The organism is Micromonospora sp. KC721, from assembly GCF_004348355.1.
In the GTDB taxonomy this organism is placed as follows: Bacteria; Actinomycetota; Actinomycetes; order Mycobacteriales; family Micromonosporaceae; genus Micromonospora.
Genome location: NZ_SMJY01000090.1, coordinates 1 through 23,001, shown reverse-complemented (window position 1 = coordinate 23,001; position 23,001 = coordinate 1). Strand labels below are relative to the sequence as shown.

General features: G+C 73.5%; 20 protein-coding genes. 7 read left to right on the top strand and 13 right to left on the bottom strand.

Going from position 1 to position 23,001, the window contains the following annotated elements:
• The first annotated feature begins 400 nt into the window (after positions 1–400).
• Positions 401–907, top strand: coding sequence for an inorganic diphosphatase (locus E1182_RS16885; RefSeq protein WP_132266069.1), 507 nt, complete (start codon positions 401–403; stop codon positions 905–907).
• A 54-nt stretch (positions 908–961) separates the two neighbouring features.
• Here E1182_RS16885 and eccD read toward each other — a convergent pair whose 3' ends face one another.
• The gene (gene eccD / locus E1182_RS16880) at positions 962–2,362 is read right to left on the bottom strand and encodes a type VII secretion integral membrane protein EccD (protein ID WP_132266066.1); all 1,401 of its coding nucleotides are present in this window, start codon (positions 2,360–2,362) and stop codon (positions 962–964) included.
• Between the two features lie 101 nt (positions 2,363–2,463).
• Between eccD and eccCa the strand changes: the two genes are divergently transcribed.
• The 3 genes from eccCa to E1182_RS16865 all read left to right on the top strand — a co-directional run bounded on the left by eccCa (position 2,464) and on the right by E1182_RS16865 (position 8,647).
• Positions 2,464–6,423 carry a type VII secretion protein EccCa gene (gene eccCa / locus E1182_RS16875; RefSeq protein ID WP_132266064.1) on the top strand — a complete coding sequence of 1,320 codons (3,960 nt, stop codon included), beginning with the start codon at positions 2,464–2,466 and terminating at the stop codon, positions 6,421–6,423.
• Positions 6,424–6,498: 75 nt separating this feature from the next.
• On the top strand, positions 6,499–7,854 hold the full coding sequence (gene mycP / locus E1182_RS16870; RefSeq protein WP_132266062.1) for a type VII secretion-associated serine protease mycosin: 1,356 nt from the start codon (positions 6,499–6,501) through the stop codon (positions 7,852–7,854).
• Positions 7,855–7,894: 40 nt separating this feature from the next.
• Entirely contained in the window at positions 7,895–8,647 is a 753-nt protein-coding gene (locus E1182_RS16865) for a phosphatase PAP2 family protein (protein ID WP_132266060.1), read from the top strand.
• A gap of 38 nt (positions 8,648–8,685) precedes the next feature.
• Here E1182_RS16865 and E1182_RS16860 read toward each other — a convergent pair whose 3' ends face one another.
• Genes E1182_RS16860 through E1182_RS16835 form a run of 6 tightly spaced genes read right to left on the bottom strand, consistent with a single transcriptional unit; the run spans position 8,686 to position 14,035 of the window.
• Positions 8,686–9,864, bottom strand: a complete 1,179-nt coding sequence (locus E1182_RS16860; protein ID WP_132266058.1) for a MarP family serine protease — start codon at positions 9,862–9,864, stop codon at positions 8,686–8,688.
• A 58-nt stretch (positions 9,865–9,922) separates the two neighbouring features.
• The gene (locus E1182_RS16855) at positions 9,923–10,597 is read right to left on the bottom strand and encodes a CoA pyrophosphatase (protein WP_207921426.1); all 675 of its coding nucleotides are present in this window, start codon (positions 10,595–10,597) and stop codon (positions 9,923–9,925) included.
• Between the two features lie 37 nt (positions 10,598–10,634).
• A complete protein-coding gene (locus E1182_RS16850) occupies positions 10,635–11,309 on the bottom strand; it encodes a TlpA disulfide reductase family protein (protein ID WP_132266054.1) in 675 nt (224 codons plus the stop codon).
• The gene (gene nth, locus E1182_RS16845; RefSeq protein WP_132266052.1) at positions 11,306–12,094 is read right to left on the bottom strand and encodes an endonuclease III; all 789 of its coding nucleotides are present in this window, start codon (positions 12,092–12,094) and stop codon (positions 11,306–11,308) included. The genes E1182_RS16850 and nth overlap by 4 nt, the downstream gene beginning before the upstream one ends.
• A gap of 52 nt (positions 12,095–12,146) precedes the next feature.
• The gene (locus E1182_RS16840) at positions 12,147–13,313 is read right to left on the bottom strand and encodes a CapA family protein (protein WP_132266050.1); all 1,167 of its coding nucleotides are present in this window, start codon (positions 13,311–13,313) and stop codon (positions 12,147–12,149) included.
• An 11-nt stretch (positions 13,314–13,324) separates the two neighbouring features.
• Positions 13,325–14,035: an adenosylcobinamide amidohydrolase gene (locus E1182_RS16835; RefSeq protein WP_132266048.1), complete on the bottom strand. Its 711-nt coding sequence runs from the start codon at positions 14,033–14,035 to the stop codon at positions 13,325–13,327.
• 213 nt (positions 14,036–14,248) lie between these two features.
• On the opposite strand from E1182_RS16835, the gene E1182_RS16830 reads away from it, so the two are divergent.
• Both E1182_RS16830 and E1182_RS16825 read left to right on the top strand, forming a co-directional pair.
• A complete protein-coding gene (locus E1182_RS16830; protein ID WP_088976469.1) occupies positions 14,249–14,926 on the top strand; it encodes a Crp/Fnr family transcriptional regulator in 678 nt (225 codons plus the stop codon).
• Positions 14,927–15,100: 174 nt separating this feature from the next.
• Positions 15,101–15,859, top strand: a complete 759-nt coding sequence (locus E1182_RS16825; protein WP_132266046.1) for a metallophosphoesterase — start codon at positions 15,101–15,103, stop codon at positions 15,857–15,859.
• Between the two features lie 87 nt (positions 15,860–15,946).
• Here the strand turns inward: E1182_RS16825 and E1182_RS16820 are convergent, their stop codons facing one another.
• The 3 genes from E1182_RS16820 to E1182_RS16810 all read right to left on the bottom strand — a co-directional run bounded on the left by E1182_RS16820 (position 15,947) and on the right by E1182_RS16810 (position 19,859).
• Positions 15,947–16,987: a hypothetical protein gene (locus E1182_RS16820; RefSeq protein WP_132266044.1), complete on the bottom strand. Its 1,041-nt coding sequence runs from the start codon at positions 16,985–16,987 to the stop codon at positions 15,947–15,949.
• Positions 16,984–17,922, bottom strand: coding sequence for a transporter substrate-binding domain-containing protein (locus E1182_RS16815; RefSeq protein WP_132266042.1), 939 nt, complete (start codon positions 17,920–17,922; stop codon positions 16,984–16,986). Before E1182_RS16815 ends, E1182_RS16820 begins: the two co-directional genes overlap by 4 nt.
• 137 nt (positions 17,923–18,059) lie before the next feature.
• Positions 18,060–19,859 carry an alpha/beta hydrolase gene (locus E1182_RS16810; RefSeq protein ID WP_132266039.1) on the bottom strand — a complete coding sequence of 600 codons (1,800 nt, stop codon included), beginning with the start codon at positions 19,857–19,859 and terminating at the stop codon, positions 18,060–18,062.
• A gap of 259 nt (positions 19,860–20,118) precedes the next feature.
• Here E1182_RS16810 and E1182_RS16805 point away from each other — a divergent pair, with 259 nt between their 5' ends.
• Entirely contained in the window at positions 20,119–20,433 is a 315-nt protein-coding gene (locus E1182_RS16805; protein WP_132266037.1) for a hypothetical protein, read from the top strand.
• On the opposite strand, the gene E1182_RS16800 is transcribed toward E1182_RS16805, so the two are convergent.
• From E1182_RS16800 to E1182_RS16790, 3 genes are all read right to left on the bottom strand, one after another.
• The gene (locus E1182_RS16800; protein WP_132266035.1) at positions 20,420–21,955 is read right to left on the bottom strand and encodes a serine/threonine-protein kinase; all 1,536 of its coding nucleotides are present in this window, start codon (positions 21,953–21,955) and stop codon (positions 20,420–20,422) included. The genes E1182_RS16805 and E1182_RS16800 overlap by 14 nt on opposite strands.
• Before the next feature lie 31 nt (positions 21,956–21,986).
• Complete coding sequence (locus E1182_RS16795; protein ID WP_132266033.1) at positions 21,987–22,421, bottom strand: hypothetical protein; 435 nt, start codon at positions 22,419–22,421, stop codon at positions 21,987–21,989.
• Between the two features lie 133 nt (positions 22,422–22,554).
• On the bottom strand, positions 22,555–23,001 hold a 447-nt coding region (locus E1182_RS16790; protein ID WP_207921425.1), incomplete at its 5' end, for a DUF6098 family protein.

Below are 23,001 nucleotides of genomic sequence, written 5' to 3'. Positions count from 1 at the left end.
CACGACGGCGAGCAACGCGACCGGCAGCAGTCGGCGGCGGCGCGGCGGCGCGGGCGGGGCCGCGGGCCCCGCGCCCACGGGCAGCGCGGACATCGGAGCGACCACGGGCGGAAGAGCCGGGGCCGGGGATCGGTCCGACGGGTGCGCCCCCGGCACCCGGACCCGCCCGGTGGCACCGCCGGAAGCGGGTCGCTGGGACCCACGTCCGGCAACCTCCTCCGGGCGGTAGTGTGAATCTTCCCTCCCCACGGACCCCTCCTCCGTCCTCCGCAACAGCCTTGGGCGACACTACTTCGGTCCGAAGACTATGCGGCGTCCGGAGCCGGTGGGTGGCGATCACCCGGGCCGGGGCGTCAGTGGTTCCGTTCAGCCAGCGTGGGCAGACGAGGGAGCGTGGGAGATGGATTTCGACGTCACGGTTGAGATCCCGAAGGGTCACCGCAACAAGTACGAGGTGGACCACGTGACCGGCCGGATCCGGCTGGACCGCACCCTGTTCACGTCGACCCAGTACCCGGCCGACTACGGCTTCATCGAGGGCACCCTGGGCGAGGACGGTGACCCGTTGGACGCCCTGGTGCTCGTCCCCGAGCCCACCTTCCCCGGCTGCCTGATCCGCTGCCGCACCATCGGCATGTTCCGGATGACCGACGAGAAGGGCGGCGACGACAAGGTCCTCTGCGTCCCCTACGAGGACCCCCGCCAGGAGCACCTGCGCGACATCCACCACCTGGGTGAGTTCGACCGGCTGGAGATCCAGCACTTCTTCGAGGTCTACAAGGACCTGGAGCCGGGCAAGTCCGTCGAGGGTGCCACCTGGGTCGGTCGGGTCGAGGCCGAGGCCGAGATCGCCGCGTCGTACCGCCGGGCCAGGGAGGCCGAGGCGCGGGGCGAGTCCCCGCACTGACCATCCACGTCGACGAAGGCCCGGGCGTTGCTGGCCCGGGCCTTCGTCGTACGGTCAGCCCAACAGTCCGCGCGCGGCGTCGTAGAGGTCCAGCACCGCGCAGGCCACCGGCACCACCGCCACCACCAGTGCGGTGTCGGTCAGGTCGGCCACCCGACCCACGTACGGCGAGACCGGCCGGCGGGCGTACGTCGTACCGGCCGCCACCGCGGTCAGCGCCACCAGCAGGCCGCCCACGGCCAGCGCGAGCAGGCCCGCGTGACCGGCCCGGGCGGCGAGCAGCACCCCGAGCACCGTGGCGCCGGCCAGCCCGGCCAGCACCGGGGGCACCCGGTGTCGGACCGCCACGAAGAGCCGGGAACGCAGCAGCAGCACCGCCGAGGTCACCGCCACCAGCAGCCGCCCGGCCCCGCCCCCGGCGACCCCGAGCACGTACCCGGCGCCGACCGTGAGCACGGCGTGCCCGAGCAGCATCCCGGTGAGCATCTCCTCGGTCCGGGCCACCGCCGCGTGCACCCGGGCCCGGTCCGGCAGGTCGCGTACGCCGTCGGGGCCACCGGTCGGCCCGGCCGGCAGGCTGATCGGCGGCAGCGGCATCTTGCCCAGCCGGATGGCCAGCAGCGGCAGCGCGCCCAGGGCGAAGACCAGCACGCAGGCCAACACCGCCGCCGTGCCGGCCGGGTCGAGCAGCAGCCCGCCGAGGGCGGCGCCCACGCCGACCACGCCGACGGTCGCGCCGGCCACGAAGACCCGCAGCCGGGTGGCTGCGCCGAGCAGGCCGAGCACCGCGACCAGCACCAACGCCACCGAACCGGCCAGCAGCTCGGGGGCGCCCAGCCACGGCAGTGCCCGGAACACCCCGACCGGATCTCCCGAGGAGACCGCGACGGCGCCGGCGGCGAAGGCGTACGGCAGGGCGTACCCGCCGAGGGTGGCGCCGGTCGTGCCGTCCCCGTACGCCCGGGAGGCGACCGTGCCGGCGACGGCGAGCACCAGCGCCACGGTGGCCGCCACCGGCCACCCGGCGCGGTGCTGCGGCCCACCGGCCAACACGGCGACCAGACCGACGGCGAGCGGTACCGCCGCACCGGCGAGCGCGGCGGCCCGGGTGGCCGTGGGTGACCAGGCGCTGCCCCGCCGGCGGGCCCCGTCGGCGATCGCCTCGACCACGTCGTCGTACTCGAGTTCCGGCCACTGTTCCCGGGCCGGCACCAGATGCAGCACCTCGCCGTCGCGGACCCCCTGCGGCAGCAGCGCCTGCGCGGTCACCAGGACGGTGCCGTCGGTGCGCCGGAGCACCCAGCCGCCGTGCCGCTCGCCGTCGTCGGCCAGCCCCTCACCGGCGTGCCGCAGCACCTCGGGCAGCAGCTCGGCCAGGGGAACCTGCTCCGGCAGGGCCACGTCGACGCGGCGCCCGGGGGCGCTGATGGTGACCTTTGCCAGCCCGGTGGTCATCGACGGTCTCCATATCGATCGGGGACGACGGCTGACGAACGAAGGGGACTTTACCTACCATGAGCCAGGCTCGGGTTACCGAGCGCTACAGGGAGGCCGCCGTGTCCACTGTCGTCATCAAACGGCCGCCGCGCCGGCCGGCGCCGGAGATCCCCGTCGGTGAGCTGCCCGTCGAGGCACCCCCCGAGATCCCGCCGGTGACCGGGGGCCGCTGGCAGCAGGCGCTGATGGTGCTGCCGATGCTGGGCGGCAGCGTGGCGATGGCGATGATGTTCGGCCGGGGCGGTGGCCCCTACTCGTACCTGGTGGGCGGACTGTTCGGGCTCTCCTCGCTGGCGATGCTGATGACCTCCTGGGGCAGCGCCTCGGGCACCCCGAAGAAGTCGGAGATGATGGCGGCCCGCCGGGAGTACCTGCGGCACCTCACCGCGCTGCGCCGCCGGGTCCGGCAGGCCGCCGGGCAGCAGCGGACCGGGCTCTACTACCGGCATCCCGACCCCGGGCGGCTCTGGTCGACGGTGGACAGCCACCGGGTCTGGGAGCGCCGCCCCGCCGACCCCGACTTCGCGGTGGTCCGGGTCGCCGTCGGGCCACAGACCCTCGCCACCCCGCTGGTTCCCCCGGTCACCCGGCCGTTGGAGGAGCTGGAACCGATGACCGCCGGCGCGTTGCGGCGCTTCCTCGACGCGTACTCGGTGGTGCCGGACCTGCCGGTGGCGCTCTCGCTGCGCAGCTTCGCCCGGGTGTACGTCAAGGGCGAGCCCGGCCCCGGCGGCGCGCCGCACACCGGCTCCCCGGCCGCGCAGGCGCTGGCCCGGGCCGTGCTCACCCAGCTCGCCGTCTTCCACGCCCCGGACGAGCTGCTGATCGCCGTCTGCGCCGGCCCGGAACGACGAGAGCTCTGGGAGTGGGTGAAGTGGTTGCCGCACGCCCATCACCCGAGCCGCACCGACGCCCTCGGCCCGGTGCGGCTGGTCACCAGCTCCGCCGCCGAGCTGGAACGCCTCCTCGACGAGGTGCTGGCCAACCGGTCCCGGTTCAATCCGGCCGGGCCGGTCACCGACGGGCCGCACGTGGTGGTGCTGCTCGACGGCGGCGACCCGACCGGCGCCGTCGACCTGACCGGCGACGGCGGCATCGACGCGGTCACCGTGATCGACCTGGACACCCCGCCGCCCCGCCTGCTCGACCGGTACGCCTTGCTGCTGGAACTGCGCGACGGGCGACTGCACTCGTGGTCGGCGGAGGAGCACGCCGAGGTGGGTGCCGCCGACCGGCTGGACCCGGCGGACGCCGAGGCGGTGGCCCGACGGCTCGCCCCGCTCCGGCTGGCCAGTACCGTCCGGGGCGGCGAGGCCGCGCCGGGGACGGAACCGGGCCTGCCCGAACTGCTCGGCATCGGCGACCCGGAGGGGTTCACCGCCGAGCAGGGCTGGACGCCCCGCGCGCCGAGGGACCGGCTGCGGGTGCCGATCGGCGTGGGCGCCGACGGCGGCGCGATCGAACTGGACCTCAAGGAGTCGGCGCAGGACGGCATGGGCCCGCACGGGCTGCTCATCGGGGCGACCGGCTCGGGCAAGTCGGAGCTGCTGCGCACGCTGGTGCTGGGGCTCGCCGCCACGCACAGCTCCGAACAGCTCAACTTCGTGCTGGTCGACTTCAAGGGCGGGGCGACCTTCGCCTCCTTCGACCGGCTGCCGCACACCGCCGCGGTGATCACCAACCTGGTCGACGCGCTGCCGCTGGTCGACCGGATGGTCGACGCCATCAACGGGGAACTGATGCGCCGGCAGGAGCTGCTGCGCCGGGCCGGCAACTTCGCCAGCCTGCGGGACTACGAGAGGGCCCGGGCCGCCGGCACCCCACTCGCCCCGCTGCCGTCGCTGCTGCTCGTCTGCGACGAGTTCTCCGAACTGCTGTCGGCCAAGCCCGATTTCATCGACCTGTTCGTCCAGATCGGACGGCTGGGCCGGTCGCTCGGCGTACATCTGCTGCTGGCCAGCCAACGCCTGGAGGAGGGGCGGCTACGCGGGTTGGACACCCACCTGTCGTACCGGATCGGGCTGCGGACCTTCTCCGCCCTGGAGTCCCGGACGGTGCTCGGGGTGCCGGACGCGCACGAGTTGCCCCGCTCCCCCGGGCACGGGTACCTGCGGGCCGGTACCGACCCGCTGGTCCGCTTCCGGGCCGCGTACGTCTCCGGGCCGGTACGCCGCCGGGGCGGCGCGGCCGGTGTCGGCGCGGGGAGCACACCCCGGCTGCTCACCTTCTCCACCCACCTGGTGCCGGTGCCCGAACCGGCCACGCCCGCGACGCCGCCCGCCGGGGAGGAGGAGACGGAGAGCCTGCTCGACACGCTGGTCGCCCGGCTGGCCGGGCAGGGCCCACCCGCGCACCAGGTCTGGCTGCCGCCGCTGGGCCCCTCACCCACGCTGGAGGAACTGCTCGGCCCGGCGGGCGTCGACCCGCAGCGCGGCCTCACCGTCGCCAACCCCGAGCTGCACGGCGCCCTCCAGGTGCCGGTGGCGCTGGTCGACAAGCCGTTCGAGCAGCGCCGCGACCTGCTCTGGCTGGCGCTGGACGGGGCGGCCGGGCACGTCGCGGTGGTGGGCATGCCGCAGAGCGGCAAGTCGCACGCCCTGCGCACGTTGATCGCCGCGCTGGCGCTCACCCACACCCCCGCCGAGGCGCAGGTCTACTGCCTCGACTTCGGCGGCGGCGGGCTGGCCGCGCTGCGCGATCTGCCGCACGTGGGCGGGGTGGCCGGGCGGGCCGACCCGACGACGGTCCGGCGCACCGTCGGCGAGATCGCCGCCGTGCTGGTCGACCGGGAACGCCGCTTCGCGGAGCTGGGCGTGGAGTCGATGGCGGCCTGGCGGCAGCGACGCCGGGCGCTGGCCGCCGCCGGGCAGCCGACCGTCGACCCGTACGGCGACGTCTTCCTGGTCGTGGACGGCTGGGCCACGCTGCGCAGCGAGTACGACGACCTGGAACCCCTGATCACCGACCTGGCCACCCGGGGCCTGTCGTACGGGGTGCACGTGGTGGCGAGCGCGGTGCGCTGGATGGACTTCCGCCCGGGGATCCGCGACCTGTTCGGCTCCCGCGTCGAGCTGCGCCTCGGCGACCCGTCGGATTCGGTGGCGAAGCGGCCGGCGGCGGCGACCGTGCCCGAGAAGACGCCCGGCCGGGGCGTCACCGCCCAGGGTCTGCACTTCCTCACCGCCCTGCCGCAGCTGACCGGAGCGGACCCGGGCGAGCTGGTCAAGGCGGTCGGGGCGGCGTGGTCCGGCCCGCCGGCGCCACCGGTCCGCCTGCTGCCGCCGGTGCTGCCGTACGCCGAACTGGACGTCGCCGCCGGCACCGGGCTGGCCTTCCCGGTCGGGGTGGCCGAGGCGGACCTGCGTCCGGTGCTGCTGGACTTCGTCGCCGAGCCGCACCTCATGGTCTTCGGCGACGCCGAGTGCGGCAAGTCGTCCTTCCTCCGCGCCTTGGCCACCTCGATCGCCACCCGGTTCACCCCGGAGCAGGCCCGAATCATCGTGGTCGACTACCGGCGCAGCCTGTTCAGTCTCCAGGAACTGCCGCACTGCATCGGGTACGGCAGCGCGGCGCCGTACACCACCGAGCTGATCGAGTCGGTGTCCGGCTACATGACGGCCCGGATGCCGGGGCCGGAGGTCACCCCGGCGCAGCTGCGGGAGCGGTCCTGGTGGACCGGGCCGGAGCTGTTCGTACTGGTGGACGACTACGACCTGGTGTCCAGCGGCCCGACGAACCCGCTGCACGGGCTGGCGGAGCATCTGCCGCAGGCCCGCGACATCGGACTGCACCTGGTGCTGACCCGCCGGTGCGGCGGCGCGGGCCGGACCCAGTACGAGCCGATCGCGCAACGGTTGCGGGAACTCGCCACCGCCGGTCTGGTGATGAGCGGCAGCCCGGAGGAGGGGCAACTCGTGGGCGGGGTCCGGCCGGGCCCGCTACCCCCGGGTCGAGCCCGGTTGGTGACCCGGCGGGAGGGCGTACGCCTGGTCCAGCTGGCACACCTTCCGGTGCCGTGACCTGGCCGGCGCGGAACGACCCGGGACACGCGGGAAAACCGGTAATCTCCCAGCAGCATGTTGTCGTCGGGACGAATGGCTGAGGATGTGACCAGGGTTCGGTACGGCTCCCCGAGCCGCCTGCACCGGCTCGCCCGGCGGGCGCTGCTCGGCGCGGCGGCGACCGCGGTGACGGTCGTCGGTGTGGCTCCGCCCCCGGCGTCGGCCGGTCACCGGCCGCTCACCGCCGCCCTGCCCGCGGTCGTCAGACCGCTGACCGAGCCAGATTTCGCCCCGGTGGAGACCGCCGCCCGGGCCGACCGGATCCGCGACGACCAGTGGCAGCTCGAGGAGTTGCGGGCCACCACCGCCTGGCGCACCTCGATCGGGCGCGGGGTGGTCGTCGCCGTGGTCGACTCCGGCGTGGACGGCTCCCACCCGGATCTCGCCGGCCAGGTGCTGCCCGGCATCGACCTGGTCTCCCCCGGCGGGTCCGCCCAGCCCGACCCGGTGGGTCACGGCACCACGGTGGCCAGCCTGATCGCCGGGCGCAACGACGACAAGAAGGGCGTGGCCGGGCTCGCACCGGGCGTGCGCATCCTGCCGGTCCGGGTGCTCGACGAGGAGAACCGCTACGACGACGCGATGATCGTCGCCAGGGGGGTGCGCTGGGCGGTCGACCACGGGGCCCGGGTGATCAACCTGTCACTGGGCGGCAGCGGGGATAGCCCGGCACTGGCCGCCGCGTTGGACTACGCCTTCGCCCGGGACGTCGTCGTGGTCGCCTGCACCGGTAACGTCGCCACCTCGACCAGCCCCCGGGTCTGGTATCCGGCCCGGGAGCCGGGCGTGATCGCCGTGGCCGGGTTGGAGGGTGCCAGCGAGAATCTGTGGTCGGGTTCGATCACCGGCGGCGCCACCGTCCTCAGCGCGCCCGCCACCCGGCTGGTCGGGGCCCGTCCCGGCGGTTACTGGGGGGTCCAAGGCACGAGCTTCGCCGCGCCGCTGGTCGCGGCCACCGCCGCCCTGGTCCGGGCCCGGTATCCGGAGATGTCCGCCGGGGACGTGGTGAACCGGCTGCTGGCCACCGCGAAGGACATCGGGCCCGCCGGCCGCGACGACCGTTTCGGGTACGGCCGGGTCGACCCGGTCGCGGCGTTGACCACAGACGTGCCGCTGGTGCACCACAACCCGCTCGACGACAACAACTCCCCGGGCGTGGTCGGTTTCGGTCCGGCCCCCGGCTCGGCGGACGACACGCGCGCCGGCGGCACCGGCAGCGAACCCCTCGGTTTCACCGCCCCCCGCCAGCAGACCCGGTGGGAGGCCCGGCCGGCGGGTGTCACGGACGACTCGGCGCCCCGTCGGCTCTGGACCGGGGTGGCCATCCTCGTCGCGCTGGTCACCGGTGCCGCGCTGACGATCCGCCGGTTCCGGCAGTGGGGCCGATGAGCCGGGCGTGACGGGTTTGGCGTTGGGTAACAAGTCGCCCATGGAAACCCGTGCCCCGGTACGCTCCCCGGCCCGGTCCTGGCGGGACCGCCGGCTCGACCGCGACCATGTGCTGGGCCTGCGCCTGACCCTGGCCGCTGTCGCGGCGTTCCTGGTGCTGGTGCCGTTCGCGCTGCTCGCCTCGCTGGTGGCGGGAAGCTGGCCGCCGCTGCACGCGCTGGACGTCGAGGTGACCGGCGCGATGCACCGGTACGCGCTCGACAACCCGGCGTGGACGTCGACGATGAACCTCTGGACCGAGGTGTTCGGGCCGGGGCCGCTGCGGATCGCGGCGCTGGCGCTGGTGGTCGGGTTGTGGCGTCGGGGCGCCCGGCGGCTGGCGGTCTGGGTGGTCACCACGATGGTCGTCGGCGGTCTGCTCGGCCCGCTGCTCAAGGTGCTGGTCGGTCGCCACCGTCCGGACCTGCTCGATCCGGTGTCCGACGCGACGGGGTACGCGTTCCCGTCCGGGCACGCCTTGAACGCCACCCTGGCGGCCGGTGTGCTGCTGGTGATCTTCCTGCCCGCCGTCCGGGACCGGTCGGGGGCCCGGGGCGCGCTCTGGGTGACGGCGCTGGCGCTCGCCGGGGTGACCGGACTGAGCCGGATCGCGCTGGGCGTGCACTGGACCAGCGACGTGCTGGCCGGCTGGCTGCTCGGGGCGGCCGTGCTGGCGGCCACCTGCGCCACGTTCGCCGTCTGGCGGGACCGGCCACCCGGCGACCCGCTGCGCGCTGACGGCCGGGACGGTTAGCCGACCCGGCCTGCCGGCCCTCCGCGCGACCGCGGGCGTCAGGTGCAGTCGCCGGTGCCCACCCCGCTGGTACGCTCCGCGCCGGCCAGCGCCACCGACCGCGCCTCGGCGGCGGTCACCGCGAAGCCGGTGTTCGGGTCGTCCGCAGCGGCGGCGAAGATCACCCCGAGCACCAGTCCGTTCGAGGAGAGCAGCGGACCGCCGGAGTTGCCGCTGCGGACCAGCGCCCGAATCGTGTAGATCTCCCGGGTGACGTCGCCGGAGGAGTAGATGTCCGGGCCGGTGATCCGGTCGATGTCCCGGATCCGGGCCGGGCGCGCGTCGTACGGGCCGTCGAGCGGGAAACCCAGCACGATCGCGTCGGCACCGATACCGGCGGTGCCTGCCGCGAACCGCAGCGACGGGCCGGGCAACCCCGGCACGTGCAGCACCGCCAGGTCGCGGTCCGGGTCGTAGACGACCACCTCACCGTCGTACCGTTCGCCGCGCAGCTCGACCGCGACGGAGCGGGTGCCGGCGACGACGTGCGCGTTGGTCATCACCCGGTCGTCGGCGTACACGAAACCGGAGCCCTCGATGCGGCGGGAGCAGCTCGGCGCGGACCCCAGCACCTTCACCACCGAGCGCTGACTGTTCGCCACCACCTGGGAACCGGCGAGCGCGGGGTCGGGCGGGGACACCTGCCGCGCCTGGGTGCGGCCCAGGCCGCTGAAGACCTCCGGGAAGCCGTTGGTGTCCACCGTGTCGCGCAGCGCGGTGGAGAGCTCCTGGGCCTGGTCCGGCAGAACCTGGTCCACCACGTTGAGCAGGGCGCTGTTCTTGACCGAGGCGGCCAGCCACGGCAGCGAGGACGAGCCGAGCGGGACGGCCACCAGCCAGGCCACCAGCATCACCGCGAAGAGTGACACGAACGCACCGCCGATGTCGTCGGCCCGCTTCGCCACGTCGTTGGTGATCGTCCTGCGCAGGTGTGAGCCGAGCCAGCCCGCCAGCGCCTGCCCGAGCACCGCCAGCCCGAAGACCGCGATCAGGGAGACCAGTACCCGGGTGCCGCTGTCGACGAACTGCCGGGCGAACATCGGGCCCACCTGGAGGCCGAGCAACGCGCCCAGGAAGAAGCCGGAGAGCGACAGCGCCCCGATGGCGAAGCCCTGGCGGTATCCGCTGATCGCGAACACGAGCATGAGCAGGAGCAGAAGGAGATCCACGGCGGACACGGGTCAAGGGTACGGGCAGCACGCCCGACCGGGGCGCTGCGCATGCGGAACGTGACGGTCAGGTCAGCGGACCGGCCATCTCGTCCACCTCGTCGGTGCCCGCCGACGGCGCCGGGGCGCCCCCGGTGGGCGGCAGATCGACCACCCGGCCGCGCGGCCACGGGCGGGCCCAGCCGCCCATCTCCAGCAGTGTGGCGAGCACCCCGCCGGTGAATCCCCAGACCAGCATGCCCCGGACGGAGAAGGCCGGACCGATCCAGCCGCTCGGGTGGCGTACCTGCATGCGGTTCTCCGGGTCGACCAGCTCGGCGACGGGCAGCCGGGCGACGTGCGCGACCTCGGCCGGCTCGCGCGGGTGCACCGGGTGTGGCGTGTGCCACCAGGCCAGCACCGGCGTCACCACGAATTCGCTGACCGGGATCCAGAGCCGGGGCAGCTCGGCCAGGACGGTGACACTGGACGGGTCGAGCCCGACCTCCTCGTTGGCCTCGCGCAGCGCGGTCGCCGGCGCGTCGGCGTCCTCCGGGTCGGCTGCGCCGCCGGGGAACGCCGGCTGGCCGGCGTGGTTGCGCAACGTCGCGGCGCGCTGGAGGACCAGCACGTCCGGCCCGACCGCCGGTTCCTCGCCCAGCAGCACCAGCACGGCGCTCTCCCGGCCGCCCTCCTCGGGGGTGGTGAGCCGGGTGAAGTCCTCGGCCCGGGCGGTGCCGAGCCGGGCCAGCAGCGGGCCCATCCAGTCGGGCGGACGGCCGGTCACCGGCGCACCCCGTTCACGCCGGCACCGCCACGCCGAGGTGCTGCCGCACCAGCGCGGCGAGACGGACGTCGTCGAGGGCGCCGCTGGCGTCGACGTGGCGGACCCGGCCCTCGGCGTCGACCAGCACGGTGAGCGGGATGGCGTTGCGCCTCAGCTCGCGTTGCAGCGCCTCACCCTGGTCGACCAGGACGGGGAAACGGATGCCGAAGTCCTCTCCGATCGACTGGGCCGCGGTGCGGGTGTCCCGGCTGTTGACGCCGAGCACCTGGAGCCGGCCGGCGGTCCGTTCGCTGAGCCGTTGGAAGGCGGGGAGTTCCTTGCGGCACGGCGGGCACCAGGAGGCCCAGAGGTTGATCACGACCGGACCCTGGATGTCGCGCAAGGCCACCGGGGCACCGCCGGTGAAGCAGCTCAGGGTCAGCGCGGGCAGGCGACTCCCGTCGCCGGCCGGCGAGGCGGTCGGCGCGGGCGTACCCGCGGTGACGGTCGCGGCCGGCCCGGGCGTGGGCCTACCCGCCGGCCCGGGCGCGGCGTCGCCCGGCGGGCGGGTGAGTGCGGCGCAGTCGGCGAACGGTGACGGCCGCTCGGCCCGGCCGGTCGGGGTGGTGGACCGCTGCGCTTCGGTGCCGGTGCAGCCGGCGACGGCGAGCAGCGCGGGGACGAGCAGGGCGGCGAGTCGCCGGTTCACGGCACCTCCGCGGCGACCGCCTGTGCCGGCACCAGGTCCGGGTCGATTCCGGCGGCGGCCGCCAGGTCCCGGGCGCGGGGGCCTTTGAGCAGCTTCGCGGCGGCGGCCGGCTCGGTTGGCCCGGTCCCGTACGCCGGGCAGAGCCTCGCCAGCGTGCAGGCTCCGCAGGCGGGCTTGCGGGCGTGGCAGACCCGCCGGCCGTGGAAGATGATCCGGTGCGAGAGCATGGTCCACTCCCGTTTCGGGAAGAGCGCCCCGATCTCGTGTTCGATCTTCACCGGGTCGGTCTGGGCGGTCAGCCGCCACCGCTGCACCAAGCGCTGGAAGTGGGTGTCGACGGTGATCCCCGGGACGTCGAAAGCGTTGCCGAGGATCACGTTGGCGGTCTTGCGCCCGATGCCGGGCAGGGTCACCAGGTCGGCCAGCCTGCCGGGGACCCGACCGTCGTACCGCTCCACCAGGGCCTGGCCGAGCCGGATGAGCGAGCTGGTCTTGTTGCGGTAGAAACCGGTCGGCCGGATCAGCTCCTCCAGTTCGGCCCGGTCCGCCCCCGCGTAGTCGGCGGCCTCCCGGTAGCGGGCGAAGAGCTTCGGGGTGACCTCGTTGACCTTCTTGTCGGTGCACTGCGCCGAGAGGATGGTGGCGACGGCCAGTTCCAGCGGATTGGCGTGGTCGAGTTCACAGTGCGCGTCGGGGTGCGCCTCGGTCAGTGCCCGACCGATCCGCCGGGCCCGTCGGGTACGACCGAGGTCCGTCTCGGCCCGGTCGGGAGAGCTGACAGTCACGCCGGCCAGCCTACGTCGCCGCTACGACCACCGGTCGGCCACGCCCGCCGGCTCAGCCGGCCTCCGGCGCGCTGATCGTCCCGTCGGCGCCGAACCGGGCCGCTGTGCTGGGGAAGTCGTTGCGGCTGAGCTGCCGGACCAGGCCGAGACCCTGGTTCGCCGGGTCCATGGTCGGCTTGCCGACGGAGTTCATCCGGGTGGAGGTGAACGAGCCGCCGGCGAAGCTGCCGTCGGGGTGCAGCGACACCTTCAGCACTCCGCCCCAGCCCAGCCGACCGCTCGGGTTGAGCGACCGGCCGCCGCCGGCGAAGTTGCCGAGGCTGTACGCGATCAGCCGGCCCTGGTGGAACTCCATGCCGCGCAGCACGTGCGGGCCGTGCCCGACGACGAGATCGGCGCCGGCCTCGATCACGGCGTGGGAGAACTTCATCGGGTCGCCCCGGTTCTCGCCGTAGAAGATCTCGGTGCCGGGCTTCACCCGGGTCTTGTCGGCGCCCTCGGCGCCCATGTGCACCTGCACCACGACGAGGTCGGCCATGGTGGCGGCCTTCGTGACGACCGCGGTGGCGGCGTCGATGTCGGTCAGGCTGTTCGACCAGGCGTACGACGAGAAGCCGGCCACCGCCACCTTCACGCCCTTGACGTCGACCACGGTGATCTGGTCCGGTGCCCCGGTGTGCTTGAGGCCGTGCTCCTCCAGCGCCTTGCGGGTGTTCGCGTAGCCCTGCGGCCCGTAGTCGTGGCCGTGGTTGTTGGCCTGGTTGAGCAGCTGGAAGCCGGCCTGCTTGAGGTGCGCCGCGTAACCGGGCGGGGCCCGGAACTGGTAGCAGGCGGTGGAGTTCGGCGCGCACTTGCCGGTGCCGGTGTCCTCGGTGAGCGGTTCCTCCAGGTTGCCCATCACCAGGTCGGCGGAGAGGGCGTCGGCGACCTCGTCGAAGAATCCCCGACCGCCGTTCGCGGGCAGCCGGGACGGGGCGTTGCCCATGATGATGTCGCCGGTCGCGGAGAGCGAGATCGCCGCGCGCGGCGCGGGCTGCTCGGCACTGCCGCCGCTGGGCGGCGGGGAACTGCTGGCCCCGGCACCAGCCCCGGGTTGCCAGACCGCCCCGGGGTCCGCCGACCGGCCGCAACCGACGGCCAGCAGCACGGCGAGGACCGCCCCGGCGGCCAGCGCGGCACGGCGGGCGGAACGGTAGGGCACAGGCACGGAAGAGGGCATCGCCGGGGACCCTACCCGGGCGGGTGTCGCTCCGCCGCCCGCCGATCGGCCGGAAATCGCCCGGCCACCCGCCGGTCGGACCACGGCACGCAGGGCACGGCACCGCCGTCGCGGACGGCGGCGTGCACCGCCCGGGCCAGCGGCGCGCCCCAGGTGGAGCGGGGGCCGGCGTACGGCTCGACCGGCCCGTCGGCGGGGCAGAGGACGGTGACCGCGTCGGTGGGCGTACCGGTGGCGATCGGACCCAACTCCCGGATCGCCTGGGTCTTCGCCTCGGTCGCGGTGGCGACGGCGTTGACCAGGGCTGCGTCGCCGAGCGCCGCCGGGACGTACGCCACGATGTTGACCGTGCCCACCCGCTGGGCTGGCGCTGCCGGGGCTGGCGCGGCGGCCTGCACCGGGTTGCCCAGCCCGACCGTCGCCCAGACCCGGACGCCGGTGTCGACCCGGCGCACCACCTCGGCGACGTCCACGCCGGTCAGCAGGCCGACCCCGGGCCCGGCCAGGCCGAGCCGGTCGGCGAGCGCGGCCAGGTGGTCCGCCGGGTCGTCGTGGTGATACGACATCGGCACGGTCGCGTTGACGACCCAGTGCCGTACCCCGATCCCGCCGCCGAGGGGGCCCGAGCTGACCGCCCGCAGGGGCGTCTCGGCCCGCCACACCAACAGCGGGATGTCCCATCCGTCCTCGGGGCGGGTGGTGAGGAAGGGCTCGGTCAGCACGGCGGTCACCCTACGGCCCCGTCGCGGCGACCCGAAGTGACGGGTCGCCGGATACTAGCCCTTGATCAGGTCGGGAAGGTTACGTCCAACGATCAAGTTTCGAGGGGTGCAGCTCTGATTCGTGCTCACATGCACTTAGACTTGGCGGCGCGCGAGGGATAAGCGGACGGCGGACCCGGCCGACGGACGGCGGCGCGCAACCGGAGGTGCGCGATGGACGAGGTACTGGCCCGCAGCGGGATCTTCCAGGGTGTCGACCCGGAGGCTGCCGAGGCACTCGCCAAGGAGATGGAGACGATCGACGTCCGCAAGGGCGAGGTCGTGTTCAACGAGGGCGAGCCCGGCGACAGTCTCTACATCCTCCTGTCGGGCAAGATCAAGGTGGGGCGCCGGGCGGCCGACGGCCGGCAGAACCTCATCGCGGTGATGGGCCCGTCGGACATGGTCGGCGAGCTGTCGCTCTTCGACCCCGGTCCGCGTACGGCGACGGCCACCGCGGTGACCGACACCCGACTGGTACGCCTGCGCAAGCAGGCGCTGCGGCCCTGGCTCAACAACCGGCCCGAGATCGCCGAGCAGCTGCTGCGGGTGTTGGCCCGCCGGCTGCGCCGGACCAACGACTCGCTGGCCGACCTGATCTTCACGGACGTGCCCGGCCGGGTCGCCAAGAACCTGCTGCAGATGGCCGGCCGGTTCGGCACCCGCGACGGCGGTGTCCTGCGGGTCACCCACGACCTGACCCAGGAGGAGATCGCCCAGCTCGTCGGCGCCTCCCGGGAGACGGTCAACAAGGCGTTGGCCGACTTCGCCTCCCGTGGCTGGCTGCGGCTGGACGGCAAGAGCATCATCATCCTCGACCCGGAGCGCCTGGCCCGCCGCGCGCGGGTCTGACGCCACCCGGCCGGGTTTGATCGACACCCGATTGCCGCAGCCGGGGCATCCCGTACCCGCGACAGCCCCGCCTGCGGCACAGTCGAGTCGATCAAGGCGCCCGGGACCGGCTCGCCGCTTCTGCCCGACGCAGAATCCCTCGACATGTCGGCTCAGGATGGTGACGGTGGAGCCATGCTCTACCGAGTCGCTGTCCTGTCCGACGTACACGGGGTCCTGCCGGCGCTGGAGGCCGTACTGGCCGAACCAGACGTGGCGAGCGCCGATCTGATCGTGGTCAACGGCGACGTCGCAGCGGGCCCGCAGCCGGTGGAGGTGCTGGACCGGCTAGCCGGGCTCGGCGACCAGGTGCGCTGGGTACGCGGCAACGCCGACCGGGAACTGGTCGAGGCCCGGGCCGGGCGTCCCAGCCCGATCGACGTCTCGAACTGGGCGGCCGGGCAGCTCCGCGACGACCAGGTCGCCCGGTTGGCGGCGCTGCCGCTGACGGTCACCCTGGAGATCGGCGGCATCGGTCCGGTGCTCTTCTGTCACGCCACACCCCGCGACGACGGGGAGGTCGTCCTGGTCGACTCGCGGCTGGAGCACTGGGTGGATGTGCTCGCCGCAGTGCCGGCCGAGGTCCGCACGGTGGTCTGCGGGCACACCCACATGCCGTTCGTCCGACTGGTCGACCGCCGGCTCGTCGTCAATCCGGGCAGCGTCGGTATGCCGTACGGCGGTCCCGGTGCCTTCTGGGCTCTGCTCGGCCCGACGGGGGTACAGCTCCGGCGCACGATCTTCGACGTGGACGTCGCCTGCGCCCGGGTCACTGCCGGGTCGAGCTACCCCGACGCCGCCGCGTGGGCTGATGAGTACGTGCGCTCCCAACACAGCGACACCGACGCGCTGACGGTGTTCGCCCGGCACGACGGCCGCAGCGCCCCCCTGTAGAGCGCGGGGCTCGGGCAGGGGCACCAACACGATCGCTGGGCACACGCCCGCAGCAGGCCGCGTGGGCCGAGGTGCGGCCACCCCCACTCAGCGCGCCGTGCGGCAGGCCGCGTCGATCCGGTGCACCGGGCGGACCCGGCGGCCCAGCCCCTCCAGCAGCGAGTCCTCGACGTGCATGTCCCGCACCCGTAGCTGGCGTCGGGGCAGTTCCTCCTCGCCGGGACAGAGCACCTGCGCGCGTACCCGGTCCACCGGCAGGTAACGGACCCCGCCCCGCTCCTGGAGCAGCACCAGGTTGACGTCGTCGACGGTGACCACGTGCCCCCGCACGTCCTCGGTGACGCCCTCGGTGGACTCGACGGTGGTGACCGTCAGCGGCAGCACGGGGGTGCTGATCACCGGCAGCGCCGCCCAGACCAGCATCGCCAGCACGGCCGCCTCGGTCACCGAGGCCAGGGGCCGGATCACCGCCGCCGGCAGTGGGCCGGTGACGCCCAACGCCAACACCGGCGGGGCGACGAACAGCAGCAACGCCAGCACCTCCCGCTGCCGCCCGGCCTCGATCAGGGTGGGGGCGAGCAGCCAGCCGTACCCGGCGAGGAGCGCGGCGAGCAGGAGCAACCGAGGTATCCGCTGCTCGTGCAGCCGGGCCGGGGTGAGCTGGAACGCGGCGACGAACGCCGGGATGAGCAGCGGCAGATAGAGCAGCGGCCAGGTGACCAGGGCGAGCAGGAAGCTGGCCACCACGAACCAGGCCGGAACGATGTCCATCCAGCGGACGAAGAGCGGCCGGCGGATGCCGGGGGGCATCCGTTCCACGCTGACCCGCAGCACCGCACCGAGGGCGAACACGGCGACCAGGCCGGTGGAGAGCAGCCGTGCGGCCGTGGTGAGGAAGCCGGCCAGCAGGTTGACCGGGCCGACGTTCGCCACCAGCAGCAGCGTGGTCTGGAGTTCCCCGCCGGCCTCCACGCCGAGGCGCAGCACGGAGAAGACCGCGGGCACGCCGACCAATGCGGTCCAGAAGGACTGGCTGGCGCGGGCCCGCCGCTCGGCCCGGTCCGGCCCGTCCTGGTACGCCCCGGCGAGGGCCACGCCTTGCGTGACGGGCGCCGCCGGGGCGCTCACCGCCGGGGCGCCTTGTCGTCGAAGTCCACCAGTTTCGGCACGTCCAGCGGCTGCGGCTGCGTCTTGGGCTGCTTCATCCACGGCCCGAGGGTCCGGTGGTACGCGGCCAGCCAGGGACTGGTCAGCCCTTGGCGACCCTGCTGGTAGCTCTTGTCGAGGAAGAAGGCGACCAGGTCGCGCAGCGCGGGATCACCGATCGACACCCCGATGCCGAGCGTCTCGCTGGTGCCGAACGGCATGTCGACGATCTCGAACTCGGTCGGGTGCTGGGAGAGAAAGCCGGCCAGGATCGTCTCGTCGGAGCTGACCACGTCGTACCGGCCCTCCCGGATGCCCTTGACGCAGTCGGCGACCCGCTTCACCACCAGCGCCTTGATCTGGTGCTTCTCCAGCTCGGCCTCGGTGGTGGAGCCGCCGCTGGTGCAGACCTTGTACCCGGGGTCGCGAAGGTCCTCGATGGTGCGGATCCTGTCCTTGAGCCGGTTCGGCACCATCACCTCCTGGGTGGTGACGAAGTACGGCCCGGCGAAGGCGACCAGCTTCTTGCGGTCCTCGTTCATGGAGAAGCTGGAGACGACCAGATCCACCACTCCACCCTGCAGGGCGGGGATGCGGTCCTCGGTGGCCAGTGGGACGAACTCGATCCGCTGGTCGCCCTCGTAGCCGAGTGAGGAGGCGATGTACCGGGCGATCTCGACGTCGAAGCCGACGTAGGTGCCGTTGCGCAGTTCGCCCATCAACGGCTCGGTGGCGGCGACGCCGATCCTGATCCGCGGCTGCCCGTCGATCTGCGACTCGCGGAGCTTGTCCAGCACCGAGGGGAGCGACGGCTCCCGCCGGTTGTCGCAGCCGGCCGCCGCGGAGAGGCTCAGAGTCATGGCCACCGCCAGAGTGGTGGCGACCGAACGGAGCCGGTGGGTGAAGAGGTGGTACATCGGCTACCTCGCTGACGGGCACGGGCCTGCGAAGCACCCAGCGTAGCCGCCGCACTCCACTGCGGTGATCGTCCGGATGTCCGAAGGGGACCGGGGTACGACGGGTGGCCCGAGCACCCGTCGTACCCCGGTGTCTGTCAGCGGAGGGTGAGAATCCCCACCGCGGGCAGCGGCGCGACGACCGGCGGGAGCCGCTTCGGCTCGCCCCGGGCCGGCCGGCCCTCGCGGGCCAGCGTGCTCTTCGACTCGGCGGCCCGGGTCACCTCGGGCTCCTCCGGCAGGTCCATGAAGGGCTGCACGTCACCGACGCAGACGGTGCCCTTCTTCGGCAGCGTGCCGTTGAGCAGGTAGGCGTCGATGGCCCCGGTGGCGCAGTCCGAGGTGCCGTACGCGGTGTGACCCCAGTTGTCGCTGCTGAGCAGCCGGCTGTTCGGCAGCAGCTTGGCCGAGCTGACCGCCGCGTCGTAGTTGGTCGCCGGGTCCCAGTAGTTGCCGACCACCAGCACCGGGGCGGCGGTCTTCCGGTTGAACGGACCGGTGTAGGCGTCCTCGTCCCGGACGGTCCAGGCGTCCCGGCCGCAGGACGCGGTGGCCCAGGCCCAGGCCCGGCCGAAGTACGGGGCGCGCTTGTCCTCCGCGGCGCTCAGCGCCGGCCAGTCGGCGACCTTCTTCGGGTGGTACCCGTCGGTGCAGTCGACCCCGAGGAAGGTCTCCAGCCCGTTGTAGTACGGGAAGTCGAACCGGCGCTGCTGGCGGGCCCGCTCGGCCCGCGCGGTGAGGCTCTTGCTCGCCTCCGCCCGCCGGGCCGGGCTCACCGACGCCGGCTCGATGAGGGCCAGCAGTTCGGCGGTGATGGCGTCGATGTCGGAGTAGCCGTTCGGGCTGTAGAGCGCGCCGAGGCTGGCGCTGACGAAGTCGGAGTATTTGATGGTGACGGTGCCAAAATCCGGGTCCTCGATCACCAGCGGAGCCTTCTGCAGCCGCTTCGCCACCTTCTCGTACGCGGCGACGGGGTTGGCGGCGATGGAGCACTTCTCCGCACCGGCCTTCTTGCACCGGTCGAGGATCTCGCGCAGCGCCTTGTACGCCCCGTCGGCGCTACGCAGCCGGGTCTCCTGGAGCTGGTCGCGGGCCTTGCCCTGGCCGACCCAGGCGTTCGGGTCGAGCACACCGTCGACGACGACCGCACGGAACCGGTCCGGGAACATGTTGGCGTAGTACTGGCCGAGCGCGCTGCCGTAGCTGAAGCCGAGGTAGGTCAGCTTCTTGTCGCCCACGGCCCGCCGCAGCACGTCCATGTCGCGGGCCACCTCGGCGGTCGACATGGCGCCGGTGAGCGGCTTTCCGGTGGTGGAGCAGGCCTTGCCGACCGCCCGGGACGAGGCGATGTACGCGTTCTCCTCGGCCTTCGTCCACGGGAAGGCCACGTTCAGCCCGGCGTACGCCCGGGTCTGGTCCTTCACCGAGGGGAAGCACTTGACGTTCTGGCTGGCGGCGACGCCGCGCGGGTCGATCCCGACCACGTCAAACCGGTCCAGCACCTCGTCGGAGAGGAAGTACGGCGCGTTGAGCGCGATGTCGGTGCCGGAGCCGCCCGGTCCGCCCGGGTTGACGAAGAGGCTGCCGATCCGGGCCTGCCGGTCGCGGGCCTTGACCCGCAGCAGGGCGATCTCGGTGGTGGCGCCCTTGGGCTGGTCGTAGTCGAGCGGCAGGTTGACCGTGGCGCACTCGGCGTAGCCGTAGCAGGCGTACCAGTCGAGCTTGGGCGTCGGCACGCGGTCGACCCGCTTGGCCTCGGCCGAGCTGGTGCGGTCCGACGTGGTCGGACGGCCCCAGTTGGCGCTGCTCGGCGACGCGGTCGCGGGCGCGACCACCGATCCGGCGAGGAAGAGGCCGGCGACTCCGGCTGCGGCCAGGGACCGGGACGTACGTGGCATGTGGATGCCTTCCGGTAAAGGATGGGGACTGCCGAAGAGGGCAACCCTCTCGGCCTCCGTCACTCTAGGGACGAATGGCAACACCAGCAGCCCGACAAACGCCGTAAAGCATCCGATTTTTTCGACCGATGTAACGAATTTTTCATGATCGACGCTGGTTTTCTCCGTACCGTCTCCAGGCGTCACCGTTCCGTCGCGGTGGGCGCACCGGTCCGACACCCCGGCTTGACACCCGGCGCGACGCGGCGATGCTTGTTGGGTGAGGCGAATCCTCCGGCCGGACGCGCGCGTCGTGGCGCTGCTCGCGTCGCTCGCGGCCGTCGCGACGCTGGCGGCACTGGTCGTCTGGCATCCCGCCAACCTCCTCATGGTGGGGCTGGCGCTGCTCTGCGTCGTGCTCACCACCATCACCGGCACGGCGGTGGCCGCGGCGCGCGAGCGGACCGACCGGTCGAGCACCGGTGAGGCACCGTCAGATCAGCCTGACGTCCTGCCCGCCGGTCTCGACGCCGACACCCTGGACGCCCTGGACAGTGCGGCGGTCCGCGCCCAGCTGGGCCTCAACGACCGGTGAGGGTGGGAGCCAGCAGCGCGTTGACGCCCCTGCCGGCGAGGCAGCGGTAGGTCCGGTCGGAGCCGGTGCTGGGCGGCAGCACCTCCAGGCGCCACCCCTGAGGTTGCTCTATCCCGCTGGTCAACCGGAAGGTCCGCAGACTGCACACCTGATTCACGGCCGGATGGGCGACGATCTCGGCGTGCTCCGCGTCGACCAGCGCGACCGGTAGCTCGCCCTGGGCGTAGGTCTCCCAGGTGTGCCGACCGTCGCAGGAGACCTCGGCCGCCTCGGCCCGCCCCCCACGCAGCCGGACCGGCCCGAAGCACTCCAGTTGCGACGTGCAGCCGGCCCCCGGCGGCAGGGACGCCATGGTCGCCCCCGAGCATCCGGGCAGGGTGCCCCAGCTCGCGGTCGGACCGGAGGTGGCGCCGGCCACCGGGGTCGGGGTCGGCGCGACCACCAGCGGGGCACCACCGGCCACCCACGCCCCGGCGCTCGCCGACGCGGCCAGGGCGAGCACTCCGGCACCGCCGAGGAACCACCGTCGCCGCCGCCGGCCCGGCTGCGCTGGCGGCTGGCTACCCGCCGCCGGCGGCCGGGGCGGGCCGGAGGGGTCCACTGTGTACCTGCCGAAGATGCTGCCGCCGGTGGTGGTGGCACCGCCCGGGGCCGGGGTGCCGCTCACCGGGGCGCCACTGACCGGCGCCGAGGCCGGGTCCAACGGCAGGGCGCGGAGCAGGTCGCGCAGCTCGATCGCGGACGGGCGGGCACCGGGATCGTTGGACATCCCGGCACGCAGCACGTCGACCAGTTCGGTCGGCACCCCGGGCAGCTCCGGGATCGGCTGGTTGAACAGCTCCAGTACGGTGACCAGGCTCGGGTTCCGCTCGGACTGCCAGCGCGGCGGGCGACCGTACATCACCGCGTAGAGGGTGGCGCAGAGCGCGTACACGTCGACGGCCGGCGAGGGGGGGTCGTGGTTGAACGTCTCCGGCGGCGCGTACGCGGGGGTCAGCACCTCCAGGGTGACCGAGGCGTCGCGCGCCTCGGCCAGCACGGCGAGCCCGAAGTCGGCGAGGACGGCCGGATTGAAGTGCGAGTAGAGGATGTTCGCCGGCTTCACGTCGCGATGCAGCACCCCCGCCGCGTGTGAGTGGGCGAGCGCGTCCGCGATCTTGACGCCGAGGTCACGGGCCTCCGCGGCACCGAGCGGGGAGGTGCGCATCCGCTCGGCGTACGAGCCGTCGCAGAGTTCCATGATCAGATATGGGTGCTGGTCGACGGTGACCCCGACGTCGAAGAGGTCCACCACGTGCGGATGGGACGACATCCGGCCGGCGGCACGCGCTTCCCGGAGGAACCGGGCCTGGTCCCGCTCGCTGTCCAGCGTCCGGTTCTCCACCTTGACGGCGACCTCTCGCCCCACCGAGATCTGGGTGGCCTTGTAGACGGTGGCATAGCCACCCCGGGCGAACACCCGCAGATCGGTCAGACCGGGCACAATGGGCAGCCGCAGGGCGCCAGACGGGGTGTCGGTCACGGGTTCGAAAATACCTGTCCCACCGGGCCGCTCAGCCGACCGTACCGACGGCGGAGCCGGGGCCGGCGACACGACGGGCGTCCCACCGCAGGCCAACCGCGGTGGCGACCGCGCCGAGCCCTTCCCAGAGGGCCACCCCGAAGAACTCGGCCGGTGCCACCTCGGCCAGCACGATCAACGTGAACACGGTGAAGGTGACCAGCCGGAAGACCACGGTGAAGCGGTAGAAGGCCCGCCACTCGGTGGCCGCCGCCAGCAGGTAGTAGGCCCCCATGTTGAACGAGGCCATCGAAGCCGCGGTGAAGAACGTGCCGGTGTAGTCGCCGACCTCCCGTCGCGCCGGCACCTGGAAGCCGAGCAGCCGCAGCTGTGTCTCGGGCCAGACGAGACCGAGCGCGCCGAGCAGCAGCGCCAGGACGCCGAAGACCGCGATTGTCCAGCCGGCGCCGGAACGCGGCAGCCTCATCCGTCCTCCCCGTCCACGGCCACCACGGCGGGCGACCTCTTGGACCCCAGAGGCTAACGGCATCCCCCGACCCACACATCCCCGGAACCGTCAGACCTCGGGCGGGCGGGCGGCGGGCGTCCGGTTCGGGCGGCTAATCCGCCCGGTGCAGCGGGCCCCACTCGGTGGACGCCTGCTCCTCCACCGCCCGGTCCGCCTCCCGGAGCGCCCGCTCCGACACCCACGCCACCGGGCGGTCGCAGCGGACCAGCGGCTCGTTGTCGGGCCCGCGCCCACACTGCTCACCCACCAGCACCCACGGCCGCACCCCGGGGCCGCGCAGCTCCCGCAGATGCCGGTAGTCGTACAGCCGCCGGGCCACCCACAGGCGCAACGGTCGCTGCCCCCACCACTCCTCCACGGCGAGCGGGTTGGCGGAGAGCCCCGGCAGGTCGATGCCGGTGAGCGCGTCCTTGCTCGACTGCTCCGGCCCACCCGCACCCAGGTCCACGTCCGGCCCCAACGACCAGCGGACGTACAACTCCTCCGCCGGGTCGCTCGCGCGCAGCACCTGGACCACCTGGTCCAGGTCGCCAAGGAC